General features: G+C 69.9%; 13 protein-coding genes. All 13 read right to left on the bottom strand.

Annotated features, from left to right (window positions below; genetic code table 11):
* Positions 1 to 9: 9 nt before the first annotated feature.
* The 13 genes from A3A5_RS42970 to A3A5_RS40150 all read right to left on the bottom strand — a co-directional run bounded on the left by A3A5_RS42970 (position 10) and on the right by A3A5_RS40150 (position 17,838).
* Positions 10 to 2,538, bottom strand: coding sequence for a hypothetical protein (locus A3A5_RS42970; protein WP_157637117.1), 2,529 nt, complete (start codon positions 2,536 to 2,538; stop codon positions 10 to 12).
* A 63-nt stretch (positions 2,539 to 2,601) separates the two neighbouring features.
* A complete protein-coding gene (locus tag A3A5_RS0101535; RefSeq protein ID WP_018308904.1) occupies positions 2,602 to 4,995 on the bottom strand; it encodes a hypothetical protein in 2,394 nt (797 codons plus the stop codon).
* Positions 4,992 to 6,986 carry a putative baseplate assembly protein gene (locus A3A5_RS0101540; protein WP_018308905.1) on the bottom strand — a complete coding sequence of 665 codons (1,995 nt, stop codon included), beginning with the start codon at positions 6,984 to 6,986 and terminating at the stop codon, positions 4,992 to 4,994. The genes A3A5_RS0101535 and A3A5_RS0101540 overlap by 4 nt, the downstream gene beginning before the upstream one ends.
* Before the next feature lie 10 nt (positions 6,987 to 6,996).
* A complete protein-coding gene (locus A3A5_RS0101545; protein ID WP_026200345.1) occupies positions 6,997 to 7,395 on the bottom strand; it encodes a GPW/gp25 family protein in 399 nt (132 codons plus the stop codon).
* A gap of 1 nt (position 7,396) precedes the next feature.
* Positions 7,397 to 8,161 carry a hypothetical protein gene (locus A3A5_RS0101550; RefSeq protein WP_018308907.1) on the bottom strand — a complete coding sequence of 255 codons (765 nt, stop codon included), beginning with the start codon at positions 8,159 to 8,161 and terminating at the stop codon, positions 7,397 to 7,399.
* A gap of 52 nt (positions 8,162 to 8,213) precedes the next feature.
* The gene (locus tag A3A5_RS37520) at positions 8,214 to 8,726 is read right to left on the bottom strand and encodes a phage baseplate assembly protein V (protein ID WP_018308908.1); all 513 of its coding nucleotides are present in this window, start codon (positions 8,724 to 8,726) and stop codon (positions 8,214 to 8,216) included.
* Positions 8,723 to 9,967 carry a phage late control D family protein gene (locus A3A5_RS0101560; RefSeq protein ID WP_018308909.1) on the bottom strand — a complete coding sequence of 415 codons (1,245 nt, stop codon included), beginning with the start codon at positions 9,965 to 9,967 and terminating at the stop codon, positions 8,723 to 8,725. Before A3A5_RS0101560 ends, A3A5_RS37520 begins: the two co-directional genes overlap by 4 nt.
* 21 nt (positions 9,968 to 9,988) lie before the next feature.
* Positions 9,989 to 10,693, bottom strand: a complete 705-nt coding sequence (locus A3A5_RS0101565) for a LysM peptidoglycan-binding domain-containing protein (RefSeq protein ID WP_018308910.1) — start codon at positions 10,691 to 10,693, stop codon at positions 9,989 to 9,991.
* 11 nt (positions 10,694 to 10,704) lie between these two features.
* Entirely contained in the window at positions 10,705 to 10,929 is a 225-nt protein-coding gene (locus A3A5_RS0101570) for a hypothetical protein (RefSeq protein WP_018308911.1), read from the bottom strand.
* Positions 10,926 to 11,480, bottom strand: coding sequence for a phage tail protein (locus A3A5_RS0101575; protein ID WP_018308912.1), 555 nt, complete (start codon positions 11,478 to 11,480; stop codon positions 10,926 to 10,928). The genes A3A5_RS0101570 and A3A5_RS0101575 overlap by 4 nt, the downstream gene beginning before the upstream one ends.
* A complete protein-coding gene (locus A3A5_RS0101580) occupies positions 11,477 to 13,537 on the bottom strand; it encodes a phage tail sheath C-terminal domain-containing protein (protein ID WP_018308913.1) in 2,061 nt (686 codons plus the stop codon). The genes A3A5_RS0101575 and A3A5_RS0101580 overlap by 4 nt, the downstream gene beginning before the upstream one ends.
* 30 nt (positions 13,538 to 13,567) lie before the next feature.
* A complete protein-coding gene (locus tag A3A5_RS0101585) occupies positions 13,568 to 14,026 on the bottom strand; it encodes a phage tail protein (protein ID WP_018308914.1) in 459 nt (152 codons plus the stop codon).
* Positions 14,027 to 14,037: 11 nt separating this feature from the next.
* The gene (locus tag A3A5_RS40150; RefSeq protein ID WP_018308915.1) at positions 14,038 to 17,838 is read right to left on the bottom strand and encodes a phage tail sheath C-terminal domain-containing protein; all 3,801 of its coding nucleotides are present in this window, start codon (positions 17,836 to 17,838) and stop codon (positions 14,038 to 14,040) included.
* Between the last annotated feature and the right edge of the window lie 51 nt (positions 17,839 to 17,889).

Raw genomic sequence — 17,889 nt, forward strand, 5'->3', positions numbered from 1 at the left:
TGGTGCTCCCTATCCTCGTACTACGGTGAACCAGCTCTCGAAGGTGCCGCCCTCGATGCCGTCGCCACTGACGCGGTCGTCCTGCGGCTGCAGCCACTCCGGCACCTTGCCAGGCTGCGGCGGATTGGGCGGCGAGGGCGGGATCAGCTTGGGGATGTGGTCGGCGTCGAGCGCGCGCAACTGCTTGGTGTCGTGGTGCAGTCCGCGGATAAAGTCGCCGTTGAGCAGCAGCCGCAGCTTGACCGGCTTGCCTTGCAGCGTCTCGAACACCTTGGGCAGGATCTGCTGGCCGATACGCACGGCGGTGGACATGCCATCGGCATCGATGCCCGGATCGAACTGTGCCTGTGCGTCGCAGTCGCGCTCCAGCTGGCCGGGCTCCAGGTCGTCGGGCGACAGCGGCAGGTCGCACCAGCAGCGCAGCGGCAGGTCGGTATCGCCCAGGCGCTCGTCGTGTTGCACCTGCAGGTGGATCGAATCGGCATGCAGGTCGGCCGCTACCACCGGCGCATCGAACGCCACCACCAGGCCGCGCGCGATGGCGTCGAAGGGCACGCGCTCGGCATGCCTCCAGTTGATGTCGCAGATATGGGGCAGGGCCCAGTCCAGGCCGTCGCCGGGGATACCCGGCTCGCCCTGCTGGCCGGGGTCGCCTTTGTCCCCTTTGTCCCCCTTGTCCCCTTTGTCGCCCTTATCGCCTTTATCACCCTTCTCCCCTTGCTCGCCCTGTTGCCCGGGCAGGCCAGGATCGCCCTGTTCGCCCTTGGCGCTGGTGCCGCCGCAGCAATGCTCAAGCAGGCAGCGCACCGCCAGCGCCAGGTCGCTGACGCTGGGTACGGTGGCGCGCCAGGTCAGCATGTCGATGCGGGCGATGTTCGCGGCGGCGTCGGCAAGCGGGTCGGTGGGCGGTTCGGCCGGGTCTTCCAGCTTGCGCTGCGGACGGTATTGCGTGATCGTGGCCAGCGTCACGCAGTCCGGCGACGGGCAGGCGGGGCACGGATGCGGGTCGAGAAAGTCTTCGCAATGGGTGGCTTCGATGGCCGCGATGGCGGCGCCGTCGTCGTAGACCGCCCACAGCCGCGCGCCGGTGAGCGCCAGCGCGTCGCCGCCCGGGCCGATCTCGAGCGCGTTGGACAGCAGCGCCGGCTGGCCCTGCTGCATGCGGCGCAAGTCCACTGCGACGATGCTGCTGTTGCCGGTGGCGGGTTGCATCAGCACGTAGCCGAAGCGGCCGGCGGGTTCGGCCACCAGCGCCACCGGCGGCGCCGGCAGCGCGTCCTGGTGCAGCAGCGTGCCGTCCGGCCTGGATAACGTGATGCGCTGGGCGCCCTGGTCGGTCCAGGCGAGCAGGTCGAGGGCATCGGTCTTTACCGCCGCCAGTGCGCTGACGTTGGTGCCGGACAGGCCGGGCGCAGCCGGTGTCAGCGCTGCCGCTGTCAGGTCCACCGACTGCATGGCGCCGTTGGCCTGCGCCAGATACAGCGTCTTGCCGTCGCTGCCCAACGCCCATGCGGTCGCGGCAAAACCGCTCAGCGTCGCGTCGAGCACGGCCGTCAGCGTGGCGGGCGCGACATCGACGGTAAACAGCAGGCTGTCGCCTCCGCTGACCACCAGCGCTGCCACGCGGTTGGCGCCGATGGTCATCATCCACCCGCGCGTGGCGCCTGCAGTCCCTGCCAGATCGAGGGCCGCGTCTTCCGGGCCGGCAAACGCGCCAGCTGAAGCCGTATCGAGCAGCGCCAGCCGCGCCGGGTCGGCCGCGCTCGCGCCGGCCACCAGTGCCACCAGCTGCGTGCCGTCGCCGTTCCCGGCAATGCCGAAGACCGCGGTGGTGAAGTTGTGCGTGGCGATATAGGCCTGGTTCGACAGCCACAACTGCTGCACGGTGCCACCTCCGCCGGCCAGGTCCGCCGCCAGATAGGCGCGCTGGCTGGCCTCTTGCAGCGCCACCGCGCGCGCGCCGTCCAGCGTGACGCTGGCCTGCCACGTCAGCGTGGGCGGCCGGGGCTGCGCGGGTGGCACCGCGGGCAGTTCCGGATCAACCAGCACGTCGAATTCATAGCTCTCCAGGATGCGGTTGGGCGCGCAGCGGTTATCGTCGCAACCGCATTCGTCGTACAGCACCGGCACTTCCTCGGTGGGGCACTCGCGGTAGCGGATGCACAGCAGCAGCAGATGGTCTTTGCCGTCGGGATCTTCGACCAGTGCGCGCACCGCCGGGAAGCAGGTGATGTCAAGGGTGTCCGCGTCGATCACGAGGATCTCGTTGCCGCAACAGTCGAGCGCCGCGCCCGGCTTCACCACCAGGTAGCGGTCGCGGCAGGCGGGGTTCTGGTGCGCCACCACCTCCAGCCCGCAGATCACGCCGGTGCCATGCAGCCGCGCGTGGTGGCGCCGGAACTTGTCCACCACATAGGCCTGCTCGACATCGAAGTCCGGCACGTCCATCAGCTTGCCGAAGAAGTAGTGGTTGCGCAGCGGGGTCTGCACCTCGCAGCTCAGGCAGGGTTCGTCGCAGCAGCCAGTGGGGGTATGCATTGCGTTGCCCATGGTTGAAACCTCTCGTCGTTCGTCCGCTGTTGTGGCCCACTACGGCAGCCGCTACTGCATGGTGGTGTCCATGCCCACGCGCCGCGTGCCCACGCGCAAGGCGCGCGCGCCGCCGTCGCGGTCGGCGCTGCCCAGCACGGTCGCGCGCCCGAGTTTCATCGCATCCAGCGTGACCGGCGCGGCACGGTAGCCGATCACGGCATCCAGCCCCAGCATGGCCTGCACGCCGATACGGAAGCGCGGCTCCACCGGCACCAGCGTGGCCTGCACATGCGCTGGCACGTCTGCCTTGAGCAGCTGCGCCAGCGCGCGTGCCAGCGCGGGTTCCCGCACGCAGGCCGCGGGCACGAATACCGACAGCTTGTGCGCATAGACATGGAAGGGATCGCGCCACGGGTCCTGCGCGGTCTTGAGCTGGGTCACGCCGATGCGCGCGCTCTCGTCGGGGCTGGCGGCGCCATGCCGGCCAGCATGGGACGCGCCGACGCAGGGCTCGCAGTCATCGGCGCCGGCACCGGCCGGCAGCGGGCAACCCGGCATTGCCGCGGGCGGCGCGCCCGTGCCCAGCCGGCCGCGGTTGACGATGCGCTCGCCCCACAGGCGCGCGTTGTCGGACAGCCGGCCGAACCCCAGGAACAGCCAGCGCCGCAGGAGGTAGTGCTCCAGCAGCAGGCGCGGCGGGCGCCAGCGGAAGCGCGCGGGAATGTCGGTGGCGCACGGCACGCAGGCCGCCGCGTCGGCGGCATAGCCGCACCAGCGCTGCAGGCCAAGGAACAGGTAAAGCGTATGCGTCAGCCCGCGCGGCGTGCCGCGCCAGGCAAACGCGCGCGCCGCATGCTTGATGAATGCACGCTGGCGTGCCAGCGGCAGGGCGGACAGGCCGTTGCCCAGCCCGAGCCAGCCGGCCAGGAAGCCGAGAAAGTCCTGGCGCCCGCCGGCAGGGGCCGAGAGCGGGTCGAACAGCCGCGCCTGCCGGTCGATCTGCTGCTCGATGTCGCGGAACTGGCGGTCGAACAGCGCCAGCCAGCGGTCGGTGAATTCGGCGCTGACCGGCTCGGCCCCGAACATCGCCGGCAGGTAGCGGCGCCAGCTGATACGCGGAAAATCAAGCGCCAGGCACGCCAGCGATGGCGTGCCGCTGCCGTTGCCATCCAGCCGCAGGCGCAGCCACAGGTAGCGGCCGGGCCGGGCCTGCAGCATGTAGTCGATGCCGTCGAAGGCGCTGCTGCCGTCGGGCTCGGGATGCAGTGCCAGCGCGGCCTGCCAGTCGCCGCTTTCGAACAGGCCGGATGGCGGCAGCTCGGTTTCCGCCGTGAGCACGTCGATGGCGAGCCGCGTGTGCGCGGGCAGGCTGGCGCCGAGCACGATGCGGTCCCATACGCATTCCGAGATGCCGCTGTCGAGCGCCTGCGAGTACCAGGTGCCGGTAGCCGGCCAGGCATCGGGCGGATCGTCAGGTGGCGTGTCCAGCAGGTTGCCGGACGGGTCGAACACGCACGGTGCGGCGCACGGCGGGCTGCACAGCGCGGACAGGTCGACCGAGCCATCGGCATGGACCGTCAGCGGCAGTGGCGCGAAGGCGTCGGCGAGGTCGGCCGGGCGCAGTGGCGCATCGAGCCGTCGGCGCGTAGACGGATCGTAGTACACGATGGCCGCGGCCCCATCTCCGGCGACCAGCAGCCTGCCGTCGCAGGTAGCGGCAAGCGCGGCGACGGCACCGAAACCGTGATGCCGCTCCACTACGCAACCTGTCGGGGAGAAGCGCAGCAGCAGGCCATTGATGCGGTCGCCGACCCAGATATCGCCGTTGGGCGCCACCGCCAGCGCAGCCGGTTGCCAGTCATCGAGCCCGCTGCCGGCGTCGCACGGCGGGGTGGACAGCGGCGCGCGCCAGACGCCGCGGGCGGCGCCAGTGGCGGCGTTGAGCACGATCACGCGGCGCCCGGCCGGATCGGCCAGGTAGAGGCGTCCGCAGCTGGCGGCCAGCGCGGCAGGGCCCGAGGGCAGGCGCGGATCCTGCGCGCGCAGGCAGAAGCTGGCAGCGAACACGCAGGCACAGGGGTCAAAGCGCAACAGGCGGCGATTCTTTGCATCGAACAGCAGCAATGCCTGCTGGCAGGGTCCGAGCGAAGCGAGCGCCATGTGCCGCGGCAGCACCAGCCCGCCGAAGCTGCCGCTGGCTTCCAGCAGCGTGCGGCCCGAGCCGGGCAGCGGCAGCAGCGTCAGCGCGCCGCATTCCCCCAGCGGGCCGATGGTGGCAGCGGGGACGGCTGGCGGTTTGCCGGGCAGCACGCGCCAGCCGAGCTGGCCGTTGAGCACCAGGGTCAGGGGATCGTGCGGGGGCCGCGGCACCGGCGGCAGGTAGGCCGCATGAGAGGCCGCATGAGAGGCCGGCCCGGCGTCCGGCAGACGGGCGGGCAGGGTACAGGGCTGGGGCTGGCTCATGCGTCCACCTCTCTGGTCTCGTAGCGCACGCTGAGCGCCAGGGAATCATCGGCCAGCCGCAGCAGGGCGCCGCCGCCGACCGGGACATTGGTGCAGGCCGGGTAGTCGGTGTCGTCGAGGCGGAACAGCAGGTCGTCGACGCTGACCACGCCGGGCAGCAGCAGCCGCTGCACCACGCGCGAATAGTGGATGTCCCCGCCGAACGGCCAGCCGCTGCCGTTGGCGTCAGGCTTGCTGTCCTCCCCGCCGGCCAGCGGATGGAAGTAGCGCCGCAGCGCCAGCAGCGCGGCCTGCCTGACCACGGCCAGGTCGGCATCGCCGGCCACGGTGAGCGTTGCGCAAAGCCTGAGCAGCCGGTAGGTGGGCGCCAGCACATAGAGTTCGGTGGTGGCAAGACGGCGCTGGTCCAGTTGCGCACAGACTTCGCGCAGCAGGCCCTCGGTCGGCTGCGGCGCGGGGTCGTCCAGCGGCCGCTGCGGGTCGCTGGCCTCGGAGACCACCACCACGCTGACCACGCCCGGCACCTCGACGTTGGGGAAGGCGGGATGGAACAGCGGCAGCGCCCGCGCGCGCGCCACGCCGCCGACCCGCCGCGCATGCAGCTCGAAGTCGTCGCGCGTCACGGCGCGCTCATGGCTCTTCAGCGTAGCCGCGGCGCGTTCGCGCGCGGCCTCAAGGGTCTCTTCATCGCCACCGCCGAAGGCCGGGAACAAATTGCCCACACCCTCGGTATCAATGCCCGGCAGGCTGCCGCGCAATGTCGCGATCAGGCCGGCGCCGACATTGCCGTGCGCGCCGCCGCCCACGCGGTAACGCCGCGCGACGATATTGGCGGGCCGGTTCGGGTTGGCTACCGGAATGCGGCCGCCGATGCCGTGGAAACGGATCTCGCCGGTGGTGCGGTTGAGCACGTAGTGCGCATCGTCCGGCCCCGAGGCCAGGAAGTCTGCCACCTCCTGCCATGACTGCAGCCCGTCGCCTTCATCGACTTCCAGCGCCAGGCTGCCGGCCAGCACCGGGTGCTGGGCAAGCTGGAACACCTGGTCGGGCATGCCGGTGCTGCGCCCGACGATCTCCGCATCGACCGACTGCGCGGCGATCGCGGGCACGGTATTGGTACGAACCGCCAGCAGCCGCGGCGGGCGCTGGTAGGCACCGCCGGCCAGACGCGCGCGCAGCCAGTAGCGCGGCGCGGCCACCTTGCCCAGCACCGCGCGTTGCGGGCCGTGGCGCGGCGCGGCGCCGAGCAGCACATGGCCGCTGCGGGTAAAGGCGGCGGTGTCGTCGCGCAGCGTGTCGAGCGGGTACCAGTCCTTGCCGTTCCAGTATTCCCAGGCCAGCGTGGCAGGCGGCGCGGTGGCTAGCGGGCTGTCGACATAAAGCGGTGCGCGTGCGTCGCGCCGGGCAACCCACACCGCCAGGTCGACCGCCACGCTCGGGAAGTCCAGCGCCGAATCGAAGCCCAACATCAATGCGTTGCCCACGCGCACCGCCGGCCCGAAGGCGAGGAAGCCGGCCTGCACTTCGGCATTGGCAGCACTGACGTCGGTGGCCTGCAGGCCCTGGTCGACCTGCACCTTGTCGAGCCTGGCGCTGAGCGCAATCAGTGCCTTCTCTGTCTCGAATACCACTGGCCGCTCTTCGCCCGGCACCTCGGCCGCCACCTGCGTGTGCAGCGGCACCATCAGCGTTGGCTCGGCGTAGGTCGCCTGCACCGGGAAGCTCAGCTCGGCACGCGCCGGGCGCGCCGGCAACAGTTCGATGCCGATCAGCTCCAGGAATTTCAGGTAGTTCAGCTTGGGCACCCGTCCCAGCCGTGCGATCAGCAGGTCGCTCATCCAGGCCATCAGCTGCACCACGGCCATGCCCGGCTCGTTGTCGTTGACGTCGTTCCACTCCGGCGTGTAGCGCGGGATGCGCGCGCGCGCCTCGGCCACCAGCTCCGCGTAGCGCCTGTCGTCGATCACCGGGTATTCGTTCCTGAGCGGCATGATCCTGACCCTACACGTAGGATTCGTTGATATAGAACGGGTACACCAGGTTGGCCAGCGCGTTGTTGGCGCGGATACGGTAGTCGATGCGGATCAGCAGCAGGCTGGGTTGCGCAGGGTCGAAATCGGCCGTCACGGCCAGTACGTCGATGCGCGCTTCCCACATGGCCAGCGCTTCGCGCACCGCGTCCACTGCCTCGGTTCGCGTGGTGGGATCGTTGGGTGCAAACAGCAGGTCGTGGATGGCGCAGCCGAACGCGGGCAGCATCACGCGCTCGCCCAGCCGCGTGCCCAGGATCAGGTAGATCGATTCTTCGATGCGCTGCCCGGCCCGCGCCAGCGCCATCTTGCCGCGCGGCGTGACGGAAAGCGGGAAGGCAAGGCCGGTGCCGAGGAATTCGGGTTTCATCTCAGCCTCCCAGGGCATCGGCCACCAGTTGCAGCGCCTTGGCCAGTTCGTCGAGGGTGCTCACTACGTTCTGCAGGCTCTCGATGTCTTCGGCCGAGCCGATGGCCGGCGTCTTGATGGGGTCCACGCCGGCGATGCCCATGAAGGGCTCGGCCAGCGCCAGCAGCACCAGCACCGGGTCGATCGCCGACATCATGTGCTGGGCCGAGGCATTGGCATTGGCCTGCGCGCATTCCAGCGCCGCCATCAGCTCGCTGTTGCCCTCGGCCTGTGCCGACGAGATCTGCAGTGCCAGGCCGCCCATCACCGCCAGGATGCTCTTGAGCTGGCCGACGATGCACCTGAGCAGCTTGATGATCAGCAGCAGAACGTCGCGCACGAAGGGGATCATCACCGCGGGCGTCGGCACGGCCAGGCAGGGCAGCACCGCCTCGGCCGCCTGCAGGAACTCCGGCACCACCTTGATCAGCGTGGGCGGGTCGGGCGGGCCGAGCGCCTTGACCACGTCGATCAGCGGCTTGATCAGCTTGAGCACCTTGACCAGGCACTCGATGCTCGCCATCACCGGCGCCAGCTGCAGCACCAGCGAGAAGTTCAGCGAGCAGTCGTCCGGAATGCCCTTGGTGATGTCGACGATGCCCTTGAGCGTGCCGCCGGTGGGCAGCTGGATCTGCGCCTTGCCGGGTTTTGGCAACGGGATGCAGATCGGTTTCTGCAGCGCCTTCTGCAGGGATTCGGGCAGCGGTACTTCGATCGGGACGTCCATGCTTGCCTCGCCGTGTCGTGTGCGTCGGATGTGCCGGCTGCTGCGCCAGCCTTCAGATCGGTCCGCCGGTGGGCCGCACCAGCCGGTCGTTGATGGTCACGCTGCCAACCGCGTTGATCGCCAGCGCGCCGCGCGTGTTGATGCTGATATGCGTATTGGTCATCACCACGGTATTGCCGTGCGCGTCCTCAATGATCAGCGCCCCCTTGTTGCCGGCAACCGGCGTCGAGTCGACCATGCGCAGCGCATGCCCGTTGCGTGAGCGGATCATGCGCTGGCGCTCGTCGGGCGACGGCGGGCGCTGCCGCGGGTTCCACAGGAAGCCGATCACGTAGGGGTGGTCCCACATGCCCTGGTCGAAAGCGAGGATCACTTCGTCGTCGACCTCGGGCATGAAGAAGGCGCCGCGGTCGCCGCCGGCCATCGGCGCGGCCACTGGCACCCAGCGCTGCTCAGGGCCTGAGAGCCAGGGGTAGCTGACCTGGATGCGGCCCAGGCGCTCAGGGTCGCGCACGGCGATCACCTTGCCGATGACGATGCCTGCGCTGCGTTCGCTGCGGTTCATGGCGTGCCTCCGGGCGGTAGCTGCAGGCCGGTGTCCGGGTCTTCCCGGCGCGCAGTGAAGCGGGTGACGTAGCCGCTGGCATTGATTGTGTGCGTGGTCTCAGTGACGAAGTACTCGCCCGACAGGCGCGCGCCGATGCCCTGGATGCTGACGTGAGAGCCGGCGCGCAGCCGCGGCAGCCCGACCACGGTGGCCTGGACCTTGACCAGCTCCTGTGCGTGGCCCGTGAGGATGTCGAGCGCGAGTTGCCGCGCCTCGGTGCGGGTCGAAACCGGGCGTGTCACCACGCGTTCCTCGCGCGGGTCGCACTGCCTGACGATTTCCAGCAGGCGCGGGTTGCGTCGCAGGAAGCGCGGGTCTTCCAGGTCAGCGGTTTCCTCGATCGCGCGCTGGCTGGCGCGGTCCCAGCCGCGCACCGTCACCTTCTTGACCTGGTTGGCTGTGGTCAGTGTTGCCTTCAGGTCCACCAGGCCGGCGCCCCAGTCGAGCCGGTAGGGCGTCGGGCCGCCCTTGGTGGATGGGCCGAAGTAAAGCCGGTCGCTGCCGTCGGCCGGGTCTTGCTCGATCGTCACGACGTAGCCACGGATGCGCGCGCGCCGCCACAGGAAGTCAATGTCGTACTCGTTCTTCTGGCCGACGAAGACCAGCTGCGGCTCTTGCTCCGGGTCGGTGCGGATCGGCATCGGGATGCGGCGCGCGTCCTGGCCGCTGTTGCGCCAGTCCGGGTCGGTAAGGCCCTCGAAGCTCCTGGCGATGGCGCTGTCGGTGGTGGCGTGCCAGTTGCCGTCGTAGCGCTTGCGGCGCAGCCGGTGCAGGCGGTTCAGCCCGCGCACCGCCAGCGTATGCGGGCCGCCGGTCGAAAAGGTCGGCTCCATGGTGGTGAAGTTGCCGGTCAGCATCTCCACCAGCTCGCTGCCGTAGCCCATCTTGATGCGGACCACCTTGGAGCAGGGCTCGAACAGCGTCTCCAGCTCATGCAGGGTGGCATCGGCTGCGGTCTTGCTGTCGTCCGAGCCAATGTACTTGTAGCGGCGCCGCGCCGGATCCCAGTTGCCGACGGTCAGTTCGAAGCCGTCGATCTGGTCGATGTTGTCGCGATAGGTGATGTCGACAATGTCCCGCAGCACGCTGTTCTCCGGCCTGGCGCCGTCGACGGTCAGCTCGAAGCGCGGTACGCGGAAACCCCCGATTTCGGCGCGGGCCGATTCGCGTGCGAGGGTCAGGTATTCGTCGGCGTCCACGGCGGCAGCTCGAAATGGTGGCTAGCGGATCGACGGCACGGTCAGCCGCAACCCCGCCGCGAGCCGGCGCGGGTCTTCGATGCCGTTCTCGTCGGCGATGGCGCGCCACTCGCCGGCGCGCTCGTAGTAGTCGCCGGCGACGGCGCTGAGTGTCTCGCCCCGCTGCAGCACATGGGCGTGGCTGCGGTCGGGCGAGCTCGGGTTCTGCTTGCCGAGCTGCTGTTCGATCGGCCGCCACTCGCGCAGCACCAGGTTGACCGTGGCGCGCAGCGGGATGCCCTCGGGGCTGAACAGCGTGAAGCGGCTGCGCACGCTCTCGGCCACGCCGGTGAAGCTGGTGCGCCGCTGGCTGCCGCCCCATGCCTTGCCGACCTCGTTGCCGGGAAACTGGTCGTTCCAGATAAATGTGACGATGGGCGGCGCGTGCAGCGTGGGGATCATCTTGACGAGCTGGTAGTACTTGTCGGTTTCCTTTGTTACTGACTGCGCGCCGATGCCCATGCCCTTGTCGGTGCTGTCGCAGAACAGCTCCAGCGTCAGCTTTTCGGCATTGCCGCGCACGAACTGCTGCAGCGGTGCATCCAGGCCCGGGATGCCGATCTCGGCCATCTGCACCTGCTTGTCGAACTGCAGTTCGGTCGGGTTGAACTGAACCGGATAGGTGATGGTGTTGGCGGGCTTGGGGCCTACCTGCACCCTGAACTTGCCCTTGGCGGGTATGGTCATGGCTTGCTCCGTCAGTCGCCGCTGCGCCCATCGGATCCGGTTTCGCCTTCCATCCAGTCCAGGTAGCCGTTGCGGGTGGAGGTCTCGCTGGCTACCTGGCGCTGGTGGGCCAGCATTTGCTGCACCGCCGGCAGGATCGCGGCAACGATGCTGCGCACGGTCTGCTCGGACAGGCCGCCGGCGCCGTCGACGATGCGCACGCGGCTGACCACGCTTTCGATGATGACGTCGCTCAAAACAGGCTCCCGATGGCTTCGGCGGCCTCGCCGATGGCGCCGGCCAGCGCTGCTGCGCCGCCCAGCTGGTAGAGGCCCTCGTGGGTGATGGTGACGGCTTCGACCGCCACCGCGCTTTGCTGGGCATTGAGCTGCGGCCCGCTGTACTTGGTCGGCAGGCCGCGGCGGAAGCCCCACACCGTGTGCGGCTTGTGGCGGGCGTCGCATAGCGTGATCAGCCCGTCCTTGCGCTTGCCGGCCCCCGCCGTGAAGGCATAGAACCAGTCGAACAGCTCGGTGCTCCTGGTCACGCCGTGGCGCAGCACGATCTCGGTATTGCGGATGCGCTTGGGGAACTTGAGCACGGTGCCGTTGAGCCCGCCTTCCATGTAGTCATCGGTTTCCATCGACATCTCCAGCCCGCTGCATTCGCTGAAGCCGGCCACCGGCGCCGGCATCAGCGGCGACAGTGCAATCCGCGTCACGGCCGAGCCGGTGGACGCGGTGGAGTCATACAGGGTGACCAGGAAATTGAAACCGAGCAGCGGGTCCCGGCGCGTGGCGAGGCTCATGCGAACTCCTTGCGTTCGAACAGCGAAAACACCGGCAGGTTGTCCTGGCGGCCCACGCGCAGCACGATGAATTCGGCCGGCGCCACCGGCGCGATGCCCACCAGTGCGATCAGCTGGCCATGCTCGCGCGCATCGGCACCAGTCGAATCTTCGTCACAGCGCACGAAGAACGATTCCGCCGCGGTGGCGCCGGCAAAGGCGCCACGCTGCCAGAACAGCGTCAGGATGGCGATCAGCGTGGAGGCGACGGCGGCGCGCGTGGGCGCGTCATTGGGCTCGAACACGGCCCAGCGCAGCGCGATGTCGCATGCACGCTTGAGCGCGATCAGCATGCGCACCGTGCTGACATAGCGCCATTCGGGCTCGTCGCTGATGGTGCGCGCGCCCAGCAGCACCGGCGCGCGGCCGAATTCGGCGCGCAGCACGTCGACACCGGCATGGTTGAGCTCGCCGTGCTGGGCATCATTGACCGCGCTGCGCACGTCGGCCACCCCCTGCACGGGCACATTGGCCGGGGCGCGCATCACACCCAGCGTCAGGTCGGTATTGGCGATGGCGCCGGCAACGTGGCCGCAGGCGGGCACCACCCTGACGCCGGCCACGCTGCCGGCAACCGGCGGCGCGGCGCCGTCGTCCTCGGCCACTGCCAGCCATGGCGCGTACAACGCGGCGGCGCGGGCAGGCTGCTGCCCGACCAGCATGCGCCGCCATTCGATCAGCGCGCGGATGCCGCGGCAGCGCCTGGTGGCGCGCTCGAACGGCGCGGACAGCACGGCAAAGCGATCGCCGCGCGCCTCGCAGTCGGCGATCAGCGCCGTCTGCACGCGCAGGATGTCGGCCTCGGCAAAGACCGGCGGCAGTTCGATGGTGGCGAGGGGCTGGTGCATCCAGCGCGGCGGCGCGGGCGACGGACAGGGACTGCAGGGATTGACGCTGTCCGGCGGCAGTGGCTCATAGCGGGGATCCGGCTGCGGGCGGATCAGGATGTCGGGGGCGGCCACCAGGGAGATCTCGTCGATCTCCGCCAGCGCCCGCAGGCCGCGGGCCTTGCGCAGGCGGGCAAAGTCGCTGTCGCGCGGCGAAAACGGCTCGCCGAGGAAGTCGCTTGCCGTGAGCGCGGCGAGTCCATCGGCGCCCTGCGCGAGCGGCAGTCGCCGGACTGGCATTGCCGCCAGCGGCAGCGGCGGCAGCTGCGGGGAAAGCGGGGCGATCTCGACCAGTCCCGGTGGCACGGGCAGGGCACCGGGGTTCACCGGCGGCACACGCAGCAGCTCGGCACCGTTGCGGTAGGGCGGCGCCAGCACGGTGCCGAAGTAGCGCGGGTGTTGCGGCGACGGATGCAGGTCGCGGTATTGCGCGGCGAAGGCGTCGCGCCTCCAGACGTCCAGCGCATACGCGACGCGTTCCACGGCAAGCGGCTGGGCGGGGTCCAGCGCGTTCCAGGCCATCTGGTCGGCGCTGCGCTGGCGTGGGTCTGGATGGACCCAGGAGAGCGTGCCGGCGGCGGCATCGACCTGTACCAGCACGCGATGCGCACTCGCCGCTGGCTGGGCCAGCCGCACCAGTTCGCCCGGCGCGAATCCGGCCACGGCCTCCAGCCGGGCGCCGCTAGCATCGGCGGACAACGCGCGCTGCGTCAGCGGCCGCTCGCGGCGCCAGGCCACGCTGAGTTCGTTGCCCCAGGTGCCGGGCGAGGTGGCCGACAGCCGCCAGCGCGGCACGCCGGCGATATCCGCCAGCAGCACGCAGGCGCTGCGCGCGCCGCCGCCGGGAGCGTCATCGCCATCGCCAAACTGCCGCGCCGCCACACGTACCACCCAGCAGCGCATGCCGCCGTTATCGAAGAAGCCGCGCACCGCCCACGCCAGGTAGGCACTGCCGAATGGCCGCCCGAAATGCGCCTGGAACTGCCGCCACGACTCCACCGCCACCGGCGTGTCGAGCGGGCCGCGTTCGGCCAGTCCGATGAACGCGGCGATGTCGGTGCGCAGCACCACCGGCTCGGTGCCGGCGGCGTCGGTCCGTTCGATGGTGACGGCGGGCATGCCGTGGTGCATGACGGTCTCCGGCTCTCGTTGGCGTGGCGCTCAGGGTGCGGTGCTGATGATCTCGATGGTCAGGCCTTCGTGGTGCAGTTCCATGCTTTCCACGGCCACCTGGTTGCCGGTGGCGGTCAGGCTGGGCCCTTCGATCTTGTTGATCCACGCGTTGACGAAGTTCCAGCTCAGCACGTCGCGGTGCGCCTCGTTCATCAGGATCACGCTGCCGTTGCGGCGCTCGTTGGCACCGTCGGCGATATGGCGGTACCACAGCCACAGCGTGTCATCCTGCACGTAGCCGCGCTTGAACATCAGCGGGGTGTACTTGCGCAGGCCCTGCAGCTTGCGCACGTTGTTGGTCGGATCCTTGCCTTCGCGATAGTCGATCGCATCGCCGTCGGCGGTGAGGCCGCTGACCTCGCTGAACGAGGCTACGACCAGCCCGTCGAGTTCAACGCGGAAATTGAAGACCGGGAAGGGATCGATGCGGATGTCGGTGGCAGCCATGGCTTCGCTCCTCAGCTTTCGGCGTCGGCCGTCCACAGGCCGATGCGGATGATCACGTACTCGGCAGGCTTGACCGGCGCTACCCCGATCACCACGATCAGGCGCCCGTTGTCGATGTCGTCGCGGGTCATGGTGGTGCGGTCGCACTTGACGAAGAAGCCCTGCTCGGGCGTGGTGCCTTCCAGCGCGCCGTTGCGCCACACCGTGGTGAGGAAGTTGGTGATGCTGCGCCGCACGCGCGCCCACAGCTCCTCGGCATTGGGCTCGAACACCACCCACTGCATGCCCCGGTCGATCGAGTCTTCCAGGAAGATCAGCAGGCGGCGCACGTTCAGGTACTTGAACTCATTCTCCGAGGTGATGCAGCGCGCGCCCCACACCCGCAGGCCGCGGTTGTTGGGGCGGAAATCGCGCACCACATTGATATTGACCGGATACGGGTTGAGGATGTCCTGCTCGCCCTTGCTGAAGTAGCGCGTCAGGCCGGTGATGCCGCGCACCACTTCATTGGCCGGCGCCTTGTGCACCCCGCGCTCGTTGTCGACCCGGGCATAGATGCCGAGCATGTGGCCGGACGGGGGAATCGGCACCTGCCGCAGGTTGGCCAGGCTTTGCGGGAACGGGTCGGGAATGGTCAGCCACGGGTGGTAGACCGCGGCATAGCGCGAGTCGTAGCGGCTGCGCAGGTCCTGCACGTCGGCCAGCGTATCGTTGTCGGGCGGTGGGCCGTCGAGCACCACGAAGCGGTAGCGCATGGCCTCGCACTGGTCGATGAGCGCCTGCTGCAGGGCCGCCGTGGTCTGGCCGGGGATCGCGACCAGCGAGATGTTCTGCGGGTTCTTCAGCGCCTGCAGGCCGGTGCGCAGGTCCGGCTCATTGCTGTCGGCGCCGGCGTACATCGGGTCGCCCATCAGCGAGACCGCATCGCTGCCGCCGGACAATGGCAGGCGCGCCGGACGTACCAGGCCGGAGGGCAGCACGTCCAGCAACGCCTCGGGCCCGAGCCGGATCGCGGTGCGGTTGGCCATCACCGGCTCCAGGTCGAGCACGCGGATATAGTGCGACGCCCCTTCGGAGCGGCGGTCCCAGCGCCGCAGCGGATTGCCGGCATCGTCGGTCGGCGATCCTGGCGTGAAGGTGACGCCGATCACGCGCTCGAAATAGCGGCTGTGGCGCGGGTCCATCGACAGCTGGCGGAAGCTTTCCTGGTCCAGCAGGTTGTCGCTGCGCGTGGGCACTGCGGGGTCGGGGCGCTGGCGCAGCAGCACCGTCAGGCTCCATTCGCGCGAGCGCACGCGCGCGTTGAGGCCCGCCATCAGCGCATTGTTGACCGCGTTCATGTGCGCGGCCTGCAGCCCGGGCGGATCGAGCAGCACCAGCCGGCTGGCGCGGTCGAGCGCGCGCGCCTTCAGCAGCGGCGCGCCGGCCACAGGCGAGCCGTCGGGCTCGAGCAGCTCCAGGATGCTGCCGGGCTCGATGCCGGTCAGCGTGGCCAGTTGCAGCGACGAGAACATGCCTGGCCCGGGCGGCGGGTTGGCGGCCAGCACATTGGCATTGGCTGCCAGGCTGCTGGCCTCGTCAGCGGCGGCGATCATCAGGCGGTCGCCCCAGGCGCCGGCGTCCAGCGCCTGCACCACGAACAGTGGATTGCGTTCCACCACCACCGCGCCCGCGGCGTGGCTGAAGCCGAGGCGGTCGTCGAGCTCGAGCTCCAGCGGGCTGGCATTGGCCGCGGCGCCGTCGAGGCGGTGGAAATAGGCGACGCCATCCGAAGTGGTGAAGCGGACCACTTCCGGCAGCACCGCGCCATAGGTCGTGCCATCGCCCACCAGCAACTGTTCGCTGCCGGCGGTGGGCGACAACACCAGGGTGGCCGGCTGGCGCGTGGTGTCGACGGCCACTTCCTGGCGCACGACCTCCACGCCGCTGGCATGGCCCGCGCTCAGCGGATGCGCGAGCTGGACCACGCCGGCGTCGGGCGAGACGCCGCGTTCACCCAGCACGCGCGCGATGGTGACGTATTCCTCGTCCGGCGATACGCCGATGCGCAGCACGTCGCCGGCATCGAGTCCGAGGCGGTTGTCCAGCGCCAGCGTCGCGGCGCCCGCGCCCGCGGCCTGGGTGGCGTGGCGCAGCGCGAAGCTGGCGCTGCTGCCCGCTGCCGGGGCCGCGGGCAGCGGCGCCTGCAGCGCGATCGCGCCCACCGTGGTGTTGACCGCGCTGATGGTGCCGGTATCGGCGCCGATGGTGATGGACATGCCGGGCGCCAGGCCGTCGACATCGTCCAGCGGAATCACGTCGGGGCGCAGCAGGGCCTGCGCGGTATTGGCATTGCCGCCGATCGTGACGGCGGTGCCGGGCGCGGGTGCGGCCGCCAGCGAGGTGGCCAGCACCACGGCGCGCAGATCATGCAGCACGGTGCCGACCAGCGCGGTATCGCCGGCGTTATCGAAGGTCATGCCGGTCTCGACGCCGTTGATGCTGGCAAGCGGCACCACGCGCGCAGTGGGATAGGCCACCACGTTGGCCGCCACGGCGCCCACTTGCACGGCATCGCCGGCAGCCAGCGCCGGGCCAGGCAGCGCAGCGGCGAGGCGCACCAGGCCAAGAGCCGGGTTGACCGCCGCCACCACCTGGCTGTTGGCGCCGAAGGTAAGGCTCATGCCGGCGCTCATGCCGGCCACCGTATCGAGCGGCACCACCACGTTGGTCGGCAGGTCCGCCACCATGCGCGCGTCGTCATCCAGCGTGACCAACTGGCCGACCGTGCCGGCCGGATAGGCGGCGTAGGCAGGCACGTCCAGCGGCAACTGCGCCAGCGTGCCGACGCGCTGCACTTCTTCCTGCGCGCTGCCGACGCCGACCACTACCAGCTTGCCCGCGGTGCTGAAGTTCGGACCAAACAGCAGCAGATCCCCGGCGCTGGCCGCCACCTCCAGGTTGACGTTGGCGCCGGCCGGGATGTCGAGGCCGTCGACCTGCGCGCCGCGCGCGTGCGGCAGCCGCAGCGGCGTTTCCAGCAGCACGCGGGCCTCTGTGGTGCCCAGTCCGACCACTGCGGCGGCGAACACATACTCGGCGCCATCGACCTGCAGAAGCCGGTGCGTCGACGGCAGCAGGCCGGTGATCAGCGCAGCGGTGCCGCTGACCACCAGTTCGGTGGCGCCGGCGCGCGCGTTGTCGCGCAGCGTGAAGGGGCTGAGCGCGGCGGCCACGGTGACAGCGATATCGCGCGTGGGCGCGCCGGCCGCGTGCGAGAAATAGAGCGGCAGCGTCAGCGAGGTATGGCTCGGGGCGGCGCCGAGCGCCTGCACCTGGCGGTAATCGGCCCGGCTGCCGTCGCCCACGCGCACCCAGTCGCCGATGCCGAAGTTGCCGGCATCGAGGACATGGAGCCGTGGCAGGTTGATGGCCGTGCCGGTGTCCTGCAGCGCCGGACGCAGCAGCACGCTGCCGCCCATGGCGGCATTGGCCAGGTCAAGGTGGAACATGTTGCGCCGCGCGCGCTCGGCCTGCGCGGGCAGCACGCGCGTCACGTAGGCGCGCTTGCCGCCGTTGAGGAAGAAGCCCTCGACCGCATGCGGCAGGTAGCTGTGCACGCGCCCACCCGGCCCGGTGAACTCGCCCGGCGGCAGCATGCCGCCGAACAGCCGCTGGAACTCGCCGAAGCTGGTGACCAGCTGCGGCACGTTCAGCGGGCCGCGCTCGGTCACGCCGACCAGGCCGGTGGTGCTGGTGCTGACCCCTTCGATCGGCTTGTTGCTCGCCTGGGTTTCTTCGACATAGACGCCGGGTGCGAGATATTCGGGCATGTTGGTTCCCCTATGCGGTTGCGGGACGGAACAGGAGCGCGGTTTTCATTC

Origin of the sequence: Cupriavidus sp. UYPR2.512 (assembly GCF_000379565.1) — a bacterium.
GTDB lineage: Bacteria > Pseudomonadota > Gammaproteobacteria > Burkholderiales > Burkholderiaceae > Cupriavidus.

Bases quoted from the DNA above. Each gene is read 5' to 3' on its own strand.
- A3A5_RS42970 (WP_157637117.1), bottom strand. From the start codon at position 2,538: ATGCATACCCCCACTGGCTGCTGCGACGAACCCTGCCTGAGCTGCGAG.
- A3A5_RS0101535 (WP_018308904.1), bottom strand. From the start codon at position 4,995: ATGAGCCAGCCCCAGCCCTGTACCCTGCCCGCCCGTCTGCCGGACGCC.
- A3A5_RS0101540 (WP_018308905.1), bottom strand. From the start codon at position 6,986: ATGCCGCTCAGGAACGAATACCCGGTGATCGACGACAGGCGCTACGCG.
- A3A5_RS0101545 (WP_026200345.1), bottom strand. From the start codon at position 7,395: ATGAAACCCGAATTCCTCGGCACCGGCCTTGCCTTCCCGCTTTCCGTC.
- A3A5_RS0101550 (WP_018308907.1), bottom strand. From the start codon at position 8,161: ATGGACGTCCCGATCGAAGTACCGCTGCCCGAATCCCTGCAGAAGGCG.
- A3A5_RS37520 (WP_018308908.1), bottom strand. From the start codon at position 8,726: ATGAACCGCAGCGAACGCAGCGCAGGCATCGTCATCGGCAAGGTGATC.
- A3A5_RS0101565 (WP_018308910.1), bottom strand. From the start codon at position 10,693: ATGACCATACCCGCCAAGGGCAAGTTCAGGGTGCAGGTAGGCCCCAAG.
- A3A5_RS0101575 (WP_018308912.1), bottom strand. From the start codon at position 11,480: ATGAGCCTCGCCACGCGCCGGGACCCGCTGCTCGGTTTCAATTTCCTG.
- A3A5_RS0101580 (WP_018308913.1), bottom strand. From the start codon at position 13,537: ATGCACCACGGCATGCCCGCCGTCACCATCGAACGGACCGACGCCGCC.
- A3A5_RS0101585 (WP_018308914.1), bottom strand. From the start codon at position 14,026: ATGGCTGCCACCGACATCCGCATCGATCCCTTCCCGGTCTTCAATTTC.
- A3A5_RS40150 (WP_018308915.1), bottom strand. From the start codon at position 17,838: ATGCCCGAATATCTCGCACCCGGCGTCTATGTCGAAGAAACCCAGGCG.